18 protein-coding genes are annotated in these 15,087 nt (G+C 68.5%); 5 read left to right on the top strand and 13 right to left on the bottom strand.

Features of this window, described 5'->3' with window-relative positions; translation table 11 throughout:
- Positions 1-99: 99 nt before the first annotated feature.
- The gene (locus ACFFJD_RS01695; RefSeq protein ID WP_382359981.1) at positions 100-1,413 is read left to right on the top strand and encodes an ATP-binding protein; all 1,314 of its coding nucleotides are present in this window, start codon (positions 100-102) and stop codon (positions 1,411-1,413) included.
- Here the strand turns inward: ACFFJD_RS01695 and ACFFJD_RS01690 are convergent.
- Positions 1,410-1,688, bottom strand: coding sequence for a hypothetical protein (locus ACFFJD_RS01690; protein WP_382359978.1), 279 nt, complete (start codon positions 1,686-1,688; stop codon positions 1,410-1,412). The two genes, ACFFJD_RS01695 and ACFFJD_RS01690, sit on opposite strands and share 4 nt — an antisense overlap.
- A gap of 28 nt (positions 1,689-1,716) precedes the next feature.
- On the opposite strand from ACFFJD_RS01690, the gene ACFFJD_RS01685 reads away from it, so the two are divergent.
- Positions 1,717-2,124: an amidohydrolase family protein gene (locus ACFFJD_RS01685; protein ID WP_382359975.1), complete on the top strand. Its 408-nt coding sequence runs from the start codon at positions 1,717-1,719 to the stop codon at positions 2,122-2,124.
- On the opposite strand, the gene ACFFJD_RS01680 is transcribed toward ACFFJD_RS01685, so the two are convergent.
- The 6 genes from ACFFJD_RS01680 to ACFFJD_RS01655 all read right to left on the bottom strand — a co-directional run bounded on the left by ACFFJD_RS01680 (position 2,071) and on the right by ACFFJD_RS01655 (position 7,846).
- Positions 2,071-2,418, bottom strand: coding sequence for a hypothetical protein (locus ACFFJD_RS01680; protein ID WP_382359972.1), 348 nt, complete (start codon positions 2,416-2,418; stop codon positions 2,071-2,073). The genes ACFFJD_RS01685 and ACFFJD_RS01680 overlap by 54 nt on opposite strands.
- Before the next feature lie 44 nt (positions 2,419-2,462).
- Positions 2,463-3,386, bottom strand: coding sequence for a hypothetical protein (locus ACFFJD_RS01675; RefSeq protein WP_382359969.1), 924 nt, complete (start codon positions 3,384-3,386; stop codon positions 2,463-2,465).
- 9 nt (positions 3,387-3,395) lie between these two features.
- Positions 3,396-3,914, bottom strand: coding sequence for a WhiB family transcriptional regulator (locus ACFFJD_RS01670; protein ID WP_382359966.1), 519 nt, complete (start codon positions 3,912-3,914; stop codon positions 3,396-3,398).
- A 132-nt stretch (positions 3,915-4,046) separates the two neighbouring features.
- Complete coding sequence (locus ACFFJD_RS01665) at positions 4,047-5,945, bottom strand: hypothetical protein (protein ID WP_382359963.1); 1,899 nt, start codon at positions 5,943-5,945, stop codon at positions 4,047-4,049.
- A gap of 215 nt (positions 5,946-6,160) precedes the next feature.
- Positions 6,161-7,000: a DUF8359 domain-containing protein gene (locus ACFFJD_RS01660; protein WP_382359960.1), complete on the bottom strand. Its 840-nt coding sequence runs from the start codon at positions 6,998-7,000 to the stop codon at positions 6,161-6,163.
- A gap of 243 nt (positions 7,001-7,243) precedes the next feature.
- Complete coding sequence (locus ACFFJD_RS01655; RefSeq protein ID WP_382359957.1) at positions 7,244-7,846, bottom strand: hypothetical protein; 603 nt, start codon at positions 7,844-7,846, stop codon at positions 7,244-7,246.
- Between the two features lie 434 nt (positions 7,847-8,280).
- On the opposite strand from ACFFJD_RS01655, the gene ACFFJD_RS01650 reads away from it, so the two are divergent.
- On the top strand, positions 8,281-9,615 hold the full coding sequence (locus ACFFJD_RS01650) for an AAA family ATPase (protein WP_382359954.1): 1,335 nt from the start codon (positions 8,281-8,283) through the stop codon (positions 9,613-9,615).
- A 140-nt stretch (positions 9,616-9,755) separates the two neighbouring features.
- On the opposite strand, the gene ACFFJD_RS01645 is transcribed toward ACFFJD_RS01650, so the two are convergent.
- The 5 genes from ACFFJD_RS01645 to ACFFJD_RS01625 form a co-directional block, all read right to left on the bottom strand.
- Positions 9,756-10,205 carry a hypothetical protein gene (locus ACFFJD_RS01645; protein ID WP_382359951.1) on the bottom strand — a complete coding sequence of 150 codons (450 nt, stop codon included), beginning with the start codon at positions 10,203-10,205 and terminating at the stop codon, positions 9,756-9,758.
- Between the two features lie 61 nt (positions 10,206-10,266).
- Positions 10,267-10,518, bottom strand: coding sequence for a hypothetical protein (locus tag ACFFJD_RS01640; protein ID WP_382359948.1), 252 nt, complete (start codon positions 10,516-10,518; stop codon positions 10,267-10,269).
- 89 nt (positions 10,519-10,607) lie between these two features.
- Positions 10,608-11,651 (bottom strand): nucleotidyl transferase AbiEii/AbiGii toxin family protein, encoded by a 1,044-nt coding sequence (locus tag ACFFJD_RS01635; protein WP_382359945.1) that lies wholly within the window; start codon positions 11,649-11,651, stop codon positions 10,608-10,610.
- Positions 11,652-11,661: 10 nt separating this feature from the next.
- On the bottom strand, positions 11,662-12,348 hold the full coding sequence (locus ACFFJD_RS01630) for a hypothetical protein (RefSeq protein ID WP_382359942.1): 687 nt from the start codon (positions 12,346-12,348) through the stop codon (positions 11,662-11,664).
- 57 nt (positions 12,349-12,405) lie between these two features.
- On the bottom strand, positions 12,406-12,975 hold the full coding sequence (locus ACFFJD_RS01625) for a hypothetical protein (protein ID WP_382359939.1): 570 nt from the start codon (positions 12,973-12,975) through the stop codon (positions 12,406-12,408).
- Between the two features lie 177 nt (positions 12,976-13,152).
- On the opposite strand from ACFFJD_RS01625, the gene ACFFJD_RS01620 reads away from it, so the two are divergent.
- On the top strand, positions 13,153-13,977 hold the full coding sequence (locus ACFFJD_RS01620) for a DUF2786 domain-containing protein (RefSeq protein WP_382359936.1): 825 nt from the start codon (positions 13,153-13,155) through the stop codon (positions 13,975-13,977).
- The gene (locus ACFFJD_RS01615) at positions 13,974-14,483 is read left to right on the top strand and encodes a TIGR04338 family metallohydrolase (protein WP_382359933.1); all 510 of its coding nucleotides are present in this window, start codon (positions 13,974-13,976) and stop codon (positions 14,481-14,483) included. Before ACFFJD_RS01620 ends, ACFFJD_RS01615 begins: the two co-directional genes overlap by 4 nt.
- 73 nt (positions 14,484-14,556) lie before the next feature.
- Here the strand turns inward: ACFFJD_RS01615 and ACFFJD_RS01610 are convergent, their stop codons facing one another.
- Entirely contained in the window at positions 14,557-14,928 is a 372-nt protein-coding gene (locus ACFFJD_RS01610) for a hypothetical protein (protein ID WP_382359930.1), read from the bottom strand.
- Between the last annotated feature and the right edge of the window lie 159 nt (positions 14,929-15,087).

The raw sequence follows: 15,087 nt of genomic DNA, 5'->3' as shown, positions 1-15,087 counted from the left end.
GTCAGCCGCGGCAGCACGAAATGTGTGCCGCAGCGAATCCCCGCTGTTGCGACGGTGGTGTCCATGACTATCGCGATCGCTCCCCCAGGAGACTCAACCATGACCATCCGACAACTCATGTCCGTGGCGGCCACCGTGCATTCGGGGCAGCCTCGCCTGGCGTACCGCAATCAGCCGGCCGACACGTGGACGATGGTGACTGTGGACCCGGTGTCGGTGCACTACGGCGATGGTGGCCAACTGATGCGCACCGACTACGACGTCGGTCTCGACCTCATGCGGGCGCTGCTGTTCGACACCCCCTACTTCGATCCGCGGGATTCGCTGGATGTGGAAGCCGGCGATGACCTGTTGAGGGCGCGCACCGTGGACGTCTACCAGCTGCCCGTGGAGATCGCCGACGACGGGCACCTGCTCGATGTCAAGGAGCTGCTGCAGTTGGTGTCGGCCACATCGGGGCAGCCGATGCGGGCCGAGCGCGCCGTCCGCGAACTCGACGCCGCCCCCACCGACTTCGACGCCAACATCCCAACCCCGGTTGCTGGTGTCGCCGCCGACACCGCCCATGTGCAGGTAGCTACCGGCTTCGACGAGGTGCCGATGGGTGGTGGCCGCACCTACCGTCCCCGCACCCTGTTCGGCATGCCCGATGTGCAGTTCCTGCAGCGACTGCGCCGCATGTCGGGGCACGCTCGCCTGTCCGGTCCCCCGGGTGCCGGCAAGACCAGCGCGGTGCTGGCGGCGTTCGGCGACGACGTCCTGTCCGTGCAGGGCCATCCTGATCTGACTGTGGCCGCCCTGTGCGGGCAGTACCTGCCGGTGCCGTCCGAACACGGCACCCAATGGCAGTGGGTTGATGGCCCCCTGACCCGTGCCATGCGTGAAGGCAAGGTGCTGTTGTTCGACGAAATCAACCGGGCCCCGAAGGACGTTGACGACGTCCTGCTGCCCACCGTTGATCAGCGCCGGCAGCTGGTGTTGTCCGATCGCCCGGATCTGCCGCCGATCACTGCGGCACCAGGATTCATGGTGGTAGCCACCCTCAACGACCTCGACACCGGGATCCGGCCGTTGTCGGCGGCCCTGCGGCGCCGCCTGAACATTCATGTGCGTGTCGACACCGACTACGGCATTGCCGCTGAACGCGGCATTGACGGCCGCCTGCTGCGGGTCGCCCAGAATCTGCGGACTTCCGGTGTCGACTTCGGCCGCCAGCACAACTGCGATCCGTCGTGGTATCCGCAGATGGCGGACCTGGAGGGTGCTGCCACCATGCTCGAGTTCGGTGCGCAGGCGTCGTTCACGGCGCTGACCGCCTCGACCGATGATCGAGGGCGTTTGCGGGAGGCGGCGCAGGTGTTCGCGTCGGTCTTCGGTGAGCAGGTTCGGCCGGTCGCCGAGTTGGGCGTCTAGTGGTTGGGCGTGAAGACCGGGCCTGCCGGCCGGTGACTGTCGGGGCGATCGTCGACAGTGGCCTGCACGTGCACCACGTCGGTCACCTCGAAGGTCACCGCCGGGGTGTCCCCGCCAGCGGAGAGCGCCGCGAACTGTTCAGGACCAAACCGTTGCGCGAGGAACCGGGGCGTGAGAATGAACTCGCGATCCGGCTTGGGGACGGCCACCGCGAACCCTGCCCCGAACACGCGGGGCGCCAACTGGTAGATCCGAGACAGCGCCGAGGACTCCATCGGTGTTTCCCGCGGATCCCACTGATGGATGTGCCCGGTCGGTGTGGCGGGTGCGCGCGGGCAGTCGACGGCGCGGACAGTCACCGAGCGGGCCGATCTGCGGCGGCGCTGGCTGCACCAGTTGGCGGCGTTGGCTGACCGGCCGAACGTGTCGGTCAAGCTGTCGGGGTTCGCGATGCCGATTCTGGGTTACAACGAGCCAGCGACGCGGGAGCAGTTGTGGCAGGTGTGGGGTCCGGCGCTGTTGGAGATCATCACGATGTTCGGTGCTGACCGGGTCATGTTCGGTTCCAATTCTCCGATCGACGCCGCGGTGGCGACCTACCACGATTTGGTGGCGGTGGTGGCGGACGCTGTCGTCGCAGCGGCCGGGGAGCAGGCGTTACCGGGTGTGTTCGCGGGCAATGCCCGCGCCTTCTACCGGCTGCCCGCCTAGCGTCGGGTAGGCGGCGAGGAGGTCGCTGACGTCGGCGTCGACCTGCAGGGCGCTGTACATGGCGGCGGCGACATCGTCAGGCCGTAACGCGGGGGCGGGCAGGAATGTCCAGCGCACCCCGGAGGGCAACACGATCGGGGTGCGTGCGGTCAGGACGGCCACGACGGTGTCGACGACGGCGGGAGTTCCGGCGAATCGGCCTTGCCCGAGGAGGTCATCGCGGTCTTCTCTCGACCAGGCCACAGTTGCGCCGTCGTGGCCGGCTACTCCAATGGTCACCGTGGTTGCTGCCATGCGGTCATCGTAGGTTCAGGTGCGTGTCGGTCGCCGAGTCTGGGTCACAGCAGCGCCCACACTCCCACGATCAGGGCCCGCAGTGTCAGGTCTGAGGTGCGGTAGCAGTCTCCGATGAGGCCGCCGCGGGTTCCGGTGAACACGGCGAGCGCGCCGTCGGTGAGCAGGGTGGCGGTGTCGTTGCGGACAGGGCCTGCCACTGGGTTGCGGGCGCGGGCAGCGACGAACAGGTCGACGGCGGCTCCGATGGCGGGTCGTGTGGCGCGGACGTGGCGGAGGGTGTCTGCGGCGCAGTGGCTGGGTGGGCAGGACCAGCGGGCTGGTACCGGCAGGCACGGGGTGGTGTCGATCCAGTCGACGGGTCCGGTCTGGTCCAGGTAGCTGTCGCGGCGCACCCGGTGTCGTTGCTGGCGGCGCCGGTCGTGGTCGGCGGTGGCGGCGGCCAGTTCGAGGAAGTCGGTGCGCGCGTATTCGTAGTCGGTGCGGGCGGCGCGGCGCCACCGCTGGTGAGAGAGCGGGAGGTGGTCGGGGAACAGTTGCTCGTCGGTCAGTTCGTGGTCGGCGGGCAGTCCGAGTTCGCGGCGCACCTGCCGGTCGATTTGCAGCCACCGCGACTGTTGTTCGGTGAACAGGGTGCGGGCGGCGGTGACTTTGCCTGCCGGATAGTCGACGGGTTCGCAGTCGAGTTCGGTGATCCGTTGGGCGGCGGCGTGGTCGGCGGCGGCGGCCAATCGGTTGCCGGCGGCCAGTAGCGCCGCCAGATAGTTGGCTGCGGTGTCGGGGTTCGGGCCGTGCAGGTACTGGTGGTGCAGCTCCCCTACCTCAGTGTTTTCGTCGGCTGGTTCTGGTGGCGGTGGGGCGGGCAGGACGGGGTGGGCGGCGAGTTGTCGGGCCCGGTAGTGGGCGCGCTGGTATTCGCGGCGGCTGGGGCCGCTGCGCGCGAGGTAGGTGCGGGCGATGGTTGGCATGAGGGTCCGTCAGCGGGTGGCTGGCGTGGTGACCGCTTCCAGGTCGCGTTCGACGGTCACTGCGGACAGTCCCAGGTGGCGGGCTATCTCGGTGGCGGTGTAGCCGGCCGCGACCAGTGTGCTGATGTGGGCGCGGCGACGCGCGAGGCGGTCCGGGAGGACCAGGTAGTGGGTGTCGGGGAGTTCGGCGACGGCGCCCAGGGTTTGTAGGAGCTGGTTGAACGCGGCCAGTTTCATGGTGAGGCTGCTGGCTTGTCCGGCCCACACGCCGTCGAGGGAGCCGAAGGTGTTGATCTGTTTCAGGGCTTCCAGGGCGCACCACTTTTGGACAGGGCAGCCGGTGCAGTGTTGGCGCAGACGTGCGGTGGAGGCGGTGATCCTGACTCCGTGTTCGATGGTGGGAATGAACTCCAGGGTCGAGGTTGTGCAGTGGCCGTGGGTGCGCCAGTCGCGGGGCTCTGACGGCAGGTCCGGGTAGCGGCCACCACGAATGCTGGTGGTGGTGGGGCGTTCCATCGCGATCGTCATGGGGTGACTCCTGGGCGGGCTGTTCGGGTTGCCCGAAGTATGCCTGCCGCCTCTTTCCGTCTCGCCGGGTCGCGCGGCTGCGGTGCCGGTGCCCCGCCGTCAGCCTGTCGGGGCTGCGGGCGGGGCGCACGGCTACCGGTCGGTGAGTGCGGTGACGGCGGCGGCGGCGATGGTGTCGGCCAGGGTGTTCGGGTCGGTGATGGTCGCCACGGTCACCCCTGCGGGTGGGGTGACGTATCTGCAGTAGTTGTTAGGGGGTTGGCTGAGCAGCCACAGCACTTTCACTCCTGCATCGAGCAAGCGTTGCAGTTCCCCGCAGATCACGTCGCCGTTGGGCAGGTCGGCGTCGGTGATGACCACGGCGAGGCGGGCTCCGTCGGTGGCGGTCAGGTGCAGCATGCCGTCGAGGGCGTGCAGTGCGTCGGGGAGGCCGCGTGAGTTTCCGTCGGTGGTGGCGACGGGGATTTCGTTGCCCCGCCCGATGGGGAGTTGGGCGGCGGTGCGGTGCCAGGTGACGGTTTCGACTTGTCCGCCCCGGTCGCGGGTGAGGACGTTGAGCAGCCAGGCGGCGACTCCGACTGGATCGGTGACGTGGTCCTGGGAGGGGGAAATGTCGGCGGCGATCGCGACGGTCAGCGACGGTTGGGGGCGGCGTCGACGGCGGGTGCTGGTCCAGGGGGTGGCGGTGACAGTTTGGCCGGTGGCACGTTGGGCTTGCCGGTGCACGAGGCCACGCATGTTGAGTTGGCCCGGTGGGGTGGTGTGCGCGACGGTGCTGACGTCGACGCCGCGGTCGGCTGCTTTGCGCAGGGCTGCGCGTAGGCGTTCGCGGGCGGCGCGTTCGGCGGCGGTGGGTGCCCGGAAGGAGACGTTGTGGCGGCGGCGGCGGGCGTCGGCGGCGGCGGCGGAGATGGTGCGGGCGCGGGCGCGGGCGGCACGGTGCTTGGCTTGCGCGGTCGCGGTGGGCGCGGTGAGGCCGGCCGCAGCTTTCATGGTGGCGGCGGCTCGGTCGGCGGCGTTCTGCAGTGCGTCGAGCAGGGCGGTGGCGGCGTCGTCGGCACTGTCAGCCTGCCGTCCGGTCCCTTGGCCGCCTGATCCTGCGGTGGCGGCTGGCGAGGTGTTGGCACAGTCGCCGTGCCCGAGTTCGGTGGGCTGACCGCTGCCACCGGGCGCGGGGTCCCCCGCGTCGCCGGAGGCGGTGTCGCTGGCGCCGTCGCCGGGTGTGGCCTGCGGGTTGGTGGCGGTGCCGCCCTGGCCTGCGGTGCCGCTGGCTGGGCTGTCGGAGTCCCCGCCTGTACCGTCCCCGTCGGAGGGTGCACCGTCGCCGGTCTCGTCGCCGCGCTCTGCAGTGTCGGGGGTCAGGGTGGCGACGATCGCCGCCGCGCACGCCTGCAGGCCTGCAGTGTCCCCGTCAGCCAGTTCCACCGCGGTCGCCGTGGCCGTGGCGATCACTGCGATCTGTTCGGCGGTCAGGAATGGTGCGCACACCGCATCCAAGTCCAGTGCCGGGTCTGGGTCGAGGACGCCGCCGAGCAGCCGCCCGCCCACCAGGATCAGCAGCCGCGCCGCTTCCGTAGCATTCTGCGGGGCCTGCGATCCCAGAATGTGCGCCACCGACGCCTGCATCCACAGTCGGGTCTGCGGGTTCAGTCGAGCCATGACCGTCTCGATGCGCGGTTCTTCCAGCGCCTTGATCCACGACCAGTCCCGACCGGCCGCTGTATCCCAGAAGCTGTGATCGGCGTGGGAGGTCTCGTGCGCCAGAATGCCTGCGAGCACCGGATACCGGGCGAGGTCGGTGCTGGTGCGGAAGGTCACCGCACCTGGGTCGATGCCTGGCACCGCGACAGCTGCGTCCAGGGTGATTGTCGCCTTGGCCGGTTCAAACATGCCGGGGGCGGCGACCTTGCGGTCGGTGATCTTGACCAGTAGGTCACGGCGGATCGCCAGTCGGTCCACGAGCCCGGTCAGCTCACTGGATCGGATCATCCACGCGGCGGCGGTGCCGGTGGCGATGGTCGGTGCGGTCATGGAAGCTCCCTTGTTCGGCGGTGCCCTCACTTTCTCGGCAACCGGATTCGGGGTGCGGCACCACCGCGGTCGTGGCCACCCGGTATTGCCTGATCGCATAGCTACGCGCAGCGCCGGCGGCGGATGGCGGCGGACAGCTCGAGTGCGGCTTGGGCTGGCCGCGCGCACCACGGCCGCCACTGGCGGCCCCGGTCGTGGGGCCGCCGGTGGTCGGGTCAGGCGGCGGTGTAGGCGCTTTCGGCTACCGCCTCGGGTACACACGCCGACGCGGCCACTGCCAGCAGCTGCTTCCTGGTGTCGAGCACCTTCTGCCAGGCCGCCGATTCCTCGGCTGCGGGCCCGTGATTCAGGAGGTCCCGATACTGGCGCACCGCCGACTGATGGTCGTCTCGGAGCTTTGCGGCGTCGGCGTGTTCGCGCGGAATGCGCAGGGTGACGGCCTCGGGCAGGTGCACCACGATGCGCGGCATGAAGTGGTTGACACTGTCGGTATCCCCGCGGCCCAATGCCACCTTGGTGGCGTAGTCGACAGCTGCGTCGTAGTCGTCGGCGCGGAACACGTTCTGGACCTGCAGGCCCAGCCGGGAACTGCAGTCGGGCGACAGACCGGTTCCGCCGTGGTTGCCGCCCAGACCGAAGGTGTTGACGGTGTAGCAGGGTTCTCCGGTGCGATCCCACACGGTGCCGTTGATGATCACCGAGAGAGCTACCTGGTCGGCGGCGGCCAGGAACGCGGCGCGGTCGGCGTACGCCCGGTATCCCGGTGCCCGCTGGTCCGCCGGAAAGTCGCTGCTGCCGGGGATCACGGCGACGAACAGTTCGTCTTTGCGGACGCTGCGCTGGGTGTACAGGCGGCCGTCGTAGAGGCGGATGGGTTTCCCGTCGACGGTGAAGGCTACGGGCGCTTCTGCTGACGTGACCGATCGGACGTCGACGTTCACCGATTCCTCGACGTCGCGGTAGCGGAGTTTGCGGTGACGGGTCGTCGGCAGGTAGCCGTCCTTCCATTCTCCGGTGACGGTGACGGTGAAGACGTTCGTGGTGGGTGCGCTCATGAGGGAGCCTTTCTGCGGTCGGGTGCCTCCGTTGGTGTGGGCACTGACTTCACGATTGCCGGGTGTTCGGTCACGCTGCGGCAGCAGCGGCAGACAGCTAGGAGGTCCACCGCCGGCGTGGACCGTGCAGGTCAGCGCCCGCCGGCCTGGGGACGGCGGGACGGCAGGCCCCGGGCGGACAGCTCCGCGGTCTTCCCTGGTGAAGGCACTGGTCGTGGGTGCCTGAACCAGGGGTTCGGGAGGCTACTGGTGGTCGCTGACGATCGTGAATGGATCGGTGGCCAGCAGCATGAGGGTGCGCCCGCTGTCCCAGCAGACGCCGATCTGTGTGATGCCCATTCCTGGCCCCAGCCAGGTGACGGTGCCTTCGTCGCCTACCTCCAGCGGCGACGGATCGTCGGGGAGGACGCCGGTGACCTTCACACGGTCCCCCACTGCCGGCAGCTGTGGGGTCGACTGTTCCGGGGGCGGCGCGGCAGTAGCACGCCCGCACGCGGGTTCGGGCTGCCACAGGGCGGTGGTGCGGACCGGGCGCACACCGTTCAGGCATGTCACACACACGCCTGGGCGGCCGTGACGGAGACGGTAGCGGCGGCCACCACAGTCCGGGCAGCGCGTCCGGGGCACGGTGACCAGGCCGGCGCGTTCGGGGGTGGCACCCGCCCACGCATTCCACGCCTGCTGCCAGGTGTCGTACTGGGCTCGGTTGCCGCCCAGCCATCGCTGCACGGCGCGGATCACGTCGTCGCGTTCATCCCGCCCGAACGGCCTCCATTGCGGGAGGGCGGCGGCCAGCTGTGCGGCGTTGACATGGTGGAGTTCGCGGGCCGCGTGCAGGCTAAGCATGTGCGTGCTCGGCGGGTGCGGTGGTGGTCGGCATCGGGGTTCCTGTCGCTGGTCGACTACTGAGGACCCCCCCTACCGTCCTGGGCAGGCTCCGATCGCTGCGGCTGACCGGACGGCGCACACCGGCGTGTTGCTGGTCGCCAGCGGCCGCCGCGGACAGCTTCCCGCCACGGTCTTCGACTGCTGCGTCGATGACTGCACCACGTAGGCGGGTGGACGTGGCGGGTTCGACGGTGAGCTGGGCGAACGCGGACGCTGCGTGATGATTCTGGGCTGGCCACGACGAGAGCACCGCAGCCGGCCCCTACGCAGGAACCCACTGCACCACCCACCCCCAATGCTCCTACCTGCATGTTTGTTGGATGCCGCTGTGTGTTGGTGGTGGGCGGAAGAGTTCAGGTCAATCTACGAACCGCCGAACGAAGGAGAACAGCATGGCTCAAGTGAAGGTCGCGATCTGGGTGCTGCAGGACCCCGGCAGTGCGCGCCAGAAGGTGTACGCCGCCGCCGCCTGGTCCGATCCGGTCTCCGGTGACGCAATGTTTTTCTCCGGGTACGGTCCGGCTGCGTCCCTGACCGGTATGACGTTGAACGTCAACGACGAATCCGCCGCGAGCCGCGAACCGGTCCCCCGCAACGCTTCCCAGATCGCTGCCGCGTTCACCGGCCGTCTGGCCCTCAAGGAACGTCGCGGCTACAACGTTGTGCTGGCCGCGCCTCGGGTGATCACCGTCGACGCCACCTACATCGACCCGGTGACGTTCGTGCGTGAGCATGCACTGAACGCCGCCTACGGGGAAGGCGCTCCAGGGGAAGCGGCGGCTGTGGTGGCCGAGGCCTTGCAGGGCGCTAACACTGCGCTCACCGATCCGCCGACGGCCTCCCGCACACCGATCCGCGCAACGCCTCCCACCCTGGGATCGTCGGCCACCGCGCCGATCGCCCTGCCTGACGGCACCGACTACTACCCGCGCATGATCGGCGGCATCACTGACGTCGATCTGCTGCGCACCGCTCGAACCACCCTCCGGTCCCCTGTCGGGTTGTCCGGTGCGAGCGGTGTCGGTAAGACCACCCTGCCGTTGGCCGCGTTCGGTGACGACCTGATCGTTGTCCGCGGGCACGGCGACTTGAAGGTGTCCGACGTGGTCGGCCAGTTCATCCCCACCCCTCCCGGCCAAACCTCCGCATCTGGGTTCACCTGGGTTGACGGGCCGTTGCTGACGGCCATGAAGGAAGGGAAAGTGCTGCTGTTCGATGAGGTCACCCGCACCCCTGCCGAAACTCTCGCCGTCCTGTTCTCGGCCATGGATTTTCAGCGGTCGGTCACCGTTGACGCGCTCGGTGGAGAAGTTGTCACCGCCGCCGAATCGTTCACTGTCGTCGGGACTTGGAACCCTGACGGGCGCGGTGTCACCGAACTCGATGACGCCCTGCTGCGCCGCTTCCCGATCAGGATTGTCGTCACGAACGACCTCGATGCGGCAGCACGACGTGGCGTCGATCCCCGTCTGGTGCGGGTCGGCCAGAACCTGGCCACCATCCGCGCCCAGCAGATCGCTGACGGCGACATTCCGGTGTGGGAGCCTCCGGTGGCCACCCTCCTAGACGTGCAGAAGGTGCTCGATGCCGGACTGGGTGACCAGCTGGCCGCCGACATGCTGCTGACCGCCTGCCCGGAACACGATCGCGGCGACGAAGTCATCGACGCGATCACCACCGCCATGGGTGTCTACCCCACCGAACTCACTCTCGGGCCCGCCGCCTAACGCGTGCGGTCGGCGGCGGGATCAGCCCGCCGCCGACCGCAGCAGAGTGAGGGCACCGCGGGCTCCTTGCGCGGCAATCGCCTCAGCCGGAACCTGCCGGCCCGCAGCACACTGGTGCTGGCACGGCGGCGGACAGTCGACTACTGCGCTTTGGCGAGCAGGCAGGACGTGGACGACGCCAGGCACTCGGTGAGCACTTCGTGCACGGCGTCGTATTCGGCGACCGGGGACACCAGCAGCCGGCCGTCACGGTGAATGGTGACTGTGATGGGCGAGCGCGGGTCCTCCAACTCCAGCGCTGTCAGCTGGTAGCGGGGACGCAGGCTGTCGACGAAACCCAGCAGGCGGTGCACGTCGCTGCGCTGCAGGTGTTGCAGCAGCAGATCCCGGTATCGGGACAGTTCGGTGGGTGCGGCGGCCCGCACGAACTCCGAGGCAGTCAGGTGCACACCCACGACCTGCAGGTTCGTGCGTGCGCGGATCAACGACGCGTAGACGGCCATCGTCGGGTTCGCCAGTTCCCCACCGAACGGCAGTCGGGGTGGGGCTGCCTGCGTGGCGGGGTGCGAGGTGCGGTGCGGGTGACCCATTGCGGCCCTCCAGTGATCGGCTTCGACGTGCCCTCACTGTCCCATCCGCCTCTTCCCGTCGTTATTGCTCCCAGGAGCGGTGCCCGATGGGCCGGTAGACGTCGATGTCTGCGTCTTCGGGCTCGCGCTCGAAGGAGGCCAGGTACACCATCTTCGGGTCGCCCTCGCCGATGCCGGGTGCCCGCAGATCCTGCACGACCGAACTCTCCGGTGCCTGCCGGCTCTCCCCGATCACCGCTTGGCTCCAGATCCCGTCGTCGGAGAGCGCCCCGTACAGGTGCCACCACTGCTTTTCGATCGTTGCTTCGCTCATGCTGATTCCCTTCCTCGGTTGACCGGAAGTACATCAGGGGCGTCTTTCGGTGGGGTGCAGTGCTGGGCGGCCGCGGACCGGCGTGCGCTCTACGGTGGGCCGCCGGGGTGGGGGCGCCAGGTCTGACTGGTGCGATCCCAGCGCCCACTGCGGACGGCGCCCGACAAGATCGGGTTGAGGAAGGCACCCGCCGCCTGCAGCGCACTGTCGATGTCTCGGACCTGATCAGGCAGTCCTGGGCCGATGACTTTGCCTTCCCAGGCGTCTCGCCATGCCGGGTTGGGGATGGTCAGCTGCTTCGGATAGGTGACGCCGCGACGCGCGGCTTCCACTGCGAGTCGTTCGTGAAGTTCTTCGGCGTCGACTTCCACGGTGCGCGCCAGGATTACGAGGTCGGCAAGGTCGTGGGGGCGCGTGGATGGTTCGGTTCCGGTCGACCCGTAGGTCTGGAACATGGCGGCCGTCTTGTCGGCGGTGTGGTGGGCGGCCGGATAGAACCGGACCGGCACGGAGGGGCTGGCGTCGTCGATGTCCACGACCGCGGCCGGCGTGATCAGTTCGGGAGATTCGGGGAGACCCCGGTCGGGAACGATGTCGACGAACGCAGTGGAGAATCGGGTGCCTCCCAGCGTGTAGACCACCGAGCAGGTGTAGCCGCCGATTTCGCTGCTGCGACGTTTGACCTTGACGGTGAAGTCTCCGCGCTCACCTGGTTTGCGGGCCAGCGCCGCGGTCATCCGTTCCTCAATCTGGTCACCTTGGATGCGGGTGGCCAGGTCCGCGTCCTGGGTGGTTCGCGCCTCACCGGTCCGGTACTGCAACGCGGTTCCGCCGGTCAGAACCCACGATTCTGGGTCGTCTGCGGCCAGCCGCATGACGAGCTGCTGGATGGCGAAGCGGCGCGCGACCTTGTCGTGTGGTTCACCGGTGGCGGCAGCGATCCTGCGGATTCGGACTTTGAGGGCTTCGCGGAAGGCGGCATCGTCGGGGTAGTGGCGTTCGGCGTCTGCGAGCTGGTTTTCCAGGTCGGCGACGGCAGCCCGGGCCTCTTCGGCGGCGGCCCGCTGTTTGTCCCGTTCGGTGCGGGCGTGGCCGGCACATCGTTTCGGTCCGCCCTTGTCGTTGGGGCCCAAGCACATGCGGCTACCCGTACGCGCTGTTGACGAGCAGGTCGATGACGTATCCGGGGCCTAGCTCTGGGTGCTGACTCCAACGGTGCAGGTGCGGTCGTAGAAGTTCACCGACTTCGTCGACGGTGAGGAGTTGTTCGTCAACGATGGTGGCCAGGACCGTCCCCAAGTGCGATCCGTCGACGCCGTCGGCGGCGGCCAGGTCGGCAACAATTCGTGCGGGGCTGGCCACTGGAAGACCGTCAACCAGATCCCAGTCCTGACCGTGCAGGCCCACCTCCCCCACTGTGTGTCGGATGATCGCCGGCGCCGCGGTGAGCGTGTGCGGGCTGGTGACGATGAGGAAGTCGGTCGTGATGGTGCCGAGGTTGCGGATCATGGCCGCCGACTGGTGGCTGATGATCGACTCGGGGTTGGTGCGTCGCTGACTGATGGGCGTGTGCAGGTCGATGGCCAGCCATGCTGCCGCCCAGTCCTCGATGTGGAAGATCCCGACGTCCTCGATGACCCACAGTCCGTCCGGGGTCTTCCACACCTGGTCGGCCAGGGCCGCGTCAACGAGTGCGTCGACGGTGACACCGAAGTCTGCGGCCTGCTCGGTGCTCACCACTCCGAAGGATTCTCGGGAGGCTGCCCGCAACGCAGACCAGGCCTGATCGTCGACCATGACCTGATCGTATCGGTCCAGTACAGCTGTCATCGGTTCACGCATCCTTTCGGACCAGACCGTAGCGGCGGCATCTTTCCTGCGGCCGGCTCAGCGGCACACAGCGGCCAGTTCGGCGGCCAGCTTGGCGCCGGCGAACTCGACGAGCCGGTCAGGGTGAGCGGTGGCGAACAGTGCGACGACGTCGGCGACGCTCTCGCATCGGTGGGCCAGGGTGTTGGTGGTGTGCCGGCGTTCCCGCTTCCCGTCGGCCGTCAGCTGGAGCAGCCCCACCTGCTGTTTCCCGGTGACCGGGTGGGTGCGTTCCCATCCGCAAATGTGGTGGCCGATCAGCAGCGGGGTGAGTGCCTCGTTGTCGCCGGCAGGTAGGCCACGGACAGGGCCCTGCCTTGCGCCGCCGGCATGTTCTTGCTGCCGGTATTCGTCGCTCGAGACCTGCTCTGCGGCGACCTGCCAACGCAGCAGGCGGCGTCGTTGAGTGCGGTCGGCGAGTTCGATTTCGCGCATTCCTTCGGCGGCCCCATCGTTGGTGGCCCGGTAGGCGATCTCGGCTTCTGCCAGTCGAACCTCCTGTTGGGCGGCGTGCTCGCGCGCTGCGGACAGTTCGCGGCGCAGTCGCATGACTTCCGGTGACGGGCCGCGGATCGGTTCCTCGGGCATGGTCGAACCGTACCGTCGGGCCGGCGCGTCGATCGGACTGCAGTCTCTGGCCTCCTCGATCCCAACACCGATCCAACAACTGCAGTTTCCGCTCTGGCCAGCACACGCATTCCCGCGTTGGGTGGCCTTGGGTCGCCGTTGCCGCATTGGGTCGGCGGCCACCCGTCTACTGATGCCATGACCAACACCGACAAGATGATCACCAAGATCGGCAACCTTCTCCGGCAGGCTGAGGGCACCGACAATCTGGCTGAAGCCGAGGCTTTCACCGAGGCTGCGCAGCGGTTGGCGACCGCGCACGCGGTTGACCTGGAACTGGCACGTACCGCCGCCGGTCAGCGTGACCGCCGACCGCAGCCGGTGATCAAACAGGTCCACATGGGCACCAAGGGCACGAAGGGTTTGCGCACGTACGTGGCCCTGTTCTTGGCGATTGCGCGAGCCAACGACGTCCGCTGTGACATCGCGAGCAACTCGACGTACGTGGTCGCCTACGGCGACGACACCGACATCGAGTGGGTGCAGACGCTGTACGCGGCGCTTCTCCTGCAGATGGTGCGCGCGTGCGAGGCGTATCTGGCGGCTGGGGAATGGCGGGGGCAGACGGTGCTGCGGGAGGTGCGCCGCGGTGACCGCTGGTCCGGCTTCTACACCGACGTCCAGGAAACTGCGCTGTCGCGGGTGACCGCGCGTCTGCAGTTCCAAGAGGCGTTCGCCGAACGGATCGGTGACCGGTTGCAGCAGGCGCGGGCGGAGTCGGTGGAGGCCGCCGAGGTGGAGGCGCAGAGCAGTTCGGTGGCGCTGGTACTCAAGGGCAAGGAAGTGCGGGTCACCGAGTTCTATCAGGCCCACAGTGGTGCCCGCGGATCGTGGCGCGGTGCGTGTTCGAACGCCCACAGCAGTCATGCGCGGGGGGCCGGTAGTGCAGCCGCCGCTGCCGCGTCATTGGACGAGACCAGCAGCACTTCGCTCAGCGGTGCGCGGCGGGCGGTGGGGGCATGAGCGGTCGCGATTTTCAACGGTCGGCGGTGTACAGCGCGGAAACCGTGTTCGGGTCCATGTTGTCTGAGGCCACCGATCGCGGGGCGACGACGGTGATCGCTGGAACGTCGTTGACGCTGCCGAAGGCGGCCAGGTTCGCGTCCATCCCCTCCATGCAGGACTACGTCGACCGGGTGCTGTCTCGCCCGTCGGTGATCGCCCAGTTCGGGCCGGTGCGCCCAGTGCGGGTTCGGGTCCGCAACGGCGGGCCGCAGACGGCGCATTACGAGCCCCACACCCAGGTGATCGCGGTGCCAGATCCGGCGCACTCGGAGGTGTCCGCCGAGTCGGTGTTGCTGCACGAGCTGGCCCACCACTTCGCTGTCACCGGCAGTGCGCACGGCCCGGAGTTCACCGCGACACTGTTGTGGCTCCTTGGTGACGTGATGGGGCCCGAAGCGGCGTTCGTGCTGCGGGTTCTCTACGGCGACGGCGGCGTGCAGGTCGGTTCTCCCGCGCAGGTGTGAAGCGAAGGTCAGGGCGGGCTGCCACAGGCGTGGTGGCCCGCCCGCCGCGTTGCTGCGGGCGGACAGTCGTGTGTCATGGCCGGAGGATGGGGCCGACAGGGCGGATGGTTTCCCCTGGCACCCACAGGGTGGCGGTGACCGCGCCTGCCCCGTCGTGGGTGGGGAGGGTGACGTCGACGACGGCCGCCCACACTCCGGTAGTGAAACGCGCCCAGGCGGTGAGGGTGGCGGGTAGTTCGGGTGGGAAGGTCAGTCCGCACGATCGCACGCGAAGCGACGGTGGTTCGCGGCCGGCGACCCGCGCCGCCCAGGACAGGGCGTTGTTGGCTTGCAGGATCACCGGGCGGCCCGGGACCGGCTGCCAGATACCGGTGTCGATGAGGTGCTGAGTGTGAAGGCGGTCGCCGTCTGGTGGTCTTCCCCCACCGACGTCGCCCGCCTTCACCCCCCTAAATTAGCACATGCGTTCGATACGGGGAAATGGTGGGATTCGTGGTGCTGGCGGCGGCGAGACGACGCCGGCGACGAGTCCCCTGATCTGCTGGGATCAGCCCAGCTACCGGTAGTGTCAGAGCCACTTCGAAGCCAATGACACACAGAGGAA

Source organism: Gordonia phosphorivorans (genome assembly GCF_042432625.1).
Lineage (GTDB): Bacteria > Actinomycetota > Actinomycetes > Mycobacteriales > Mycobacteriaceae > Gordonia > Gordonia phosphorivorans.
This window is presented reverse-complemented; position numbering and strand designations above follow the sequence as displayed.

What these genes read in the sequence shown, in the direction of transcription:
- ACFFJD_RS01695 (WP_382359981.1), top strand. Translation starts at nt 100, where the DNA reads ATGACCATCCGACAACTCATGTCCGTGGCGGCCACCGTGCATTCGGGG.
- ACFFJD_RS01690 (WP_382359978.1), bottom strand. Translation starts at nt 1,688, where the DNA reads ATGGAGTCCTCGGCGCTGTCTCGGATCTACCAGTTGGCGCCCCGCGTG.
- ACFFJD_RS01685 (WP_382359975.1), top strand. Translation starts at nt 1,717, where the DNA reads ATGTGCCCGGTCGGTGTGGCGGGTGCGCGCGGGCAGTCGACGGCGCGG.
- ACFFJD_RS01680 (WP_382359972.1), bottom strand. Translation starts at nt 2,418, where the DNA reads ATGGCAGCAACCACGGTGACCATTGGAGTAGCCGGCCACGACGGCGCA.
- ACFFJD_RS01675 (WP_382359969.1), bottom strand. Translation starts at nt 3,386, where the DNA reads ATGCCAACCATCGCCCGCACCTACCTCGCGCGCAGCGGCCCCAGCCGC.
- ACFFJD_RS01670 (WP_382359966.1), bottom strand. Translation starts at nt 3,914, where the DNA reads ATGACGATCGCGATGGAACGCCCCACCACCACCAGCATTCGTGGTGGC.
- ACFFJD_RS01665 (WP_382359963.1), bottom strand. Translation starts at nt 5,945, where the DNA reads ATGACCGCACCGACCATCGCCACCGGCACCGCCGCCGCGTGGATGATC.
- ACFFJD_RS01660 (WP_382359960.1), bottom strand. Translation starts at nt 7,000, where the DNA reads ATGAGCGCACCCACCACGAACGTCTTCACCGTCACCGTCACCGGAGAA.
- ACFFJD_RS01655 (WP_382359957.1), bottom strand. Translation starts at nt 7,846, where the DNA reads ATGCTTAGCCTGCACGCGGCCCGCGAACTCCACCATGTCAACGCCGCA.
- ACFFJD_RS01650 (WP_382359954.1), top strand. Translation starts at nt 8,281, where the DNA reads ATGGCTCAAGTGAAGGTCGCGATCTGGGTGCTGCAGGACCCCGGCAGT.
- ACFFJD_RS01645 (WP_382359951.1), bottom strand. Translation starts at nt 10,205, where the DNA reads ATGGGTCACCCGCACCGCACCTCGCACCCCGCCACGCAGGCAGCCCCA.
- ACFFJD_RS01640 (WP_382359948.1), bottom strand. Translation starts at nt 10,518, where the DNA reads ATGAGCGAAGCAACGATCGAAAAGCAGTGGTGGCACCTGTACGGGGCG.
- ACFFJD_RS01630 (WP_382359942.1), bottom strand. Translation starts at nt 12,348, where the DNA reads ATGACAGCTGTACTGGACCGATACGATCAGGTCATGGTCGACGATCAG.
- ACFFJD_RS01625 (WP_382359939.1), bottom strand. Translation starts at nt 12,975, where the DNA reads ATGCCCGAGGAACCGATCCGCGGCCCGTCACCGGAAGTCATGCGACTG.
- ACFFJD_RS01620 (WP_382359936.1), top strand. Translation starts at nt 13,153, where the DNA reads ATGACCAACACCGACAAGATGATCACCAAGATCGGCAACCTTCTCCGG.
- ACFFJD_RS01615 (WP_382359933.1), top strand. Translation starts at nt 13,974, where the DNA reads ATGAGCGGTCGCGATTTTCAACGGTCGGCGGTGTACAGCGCGGAAACC.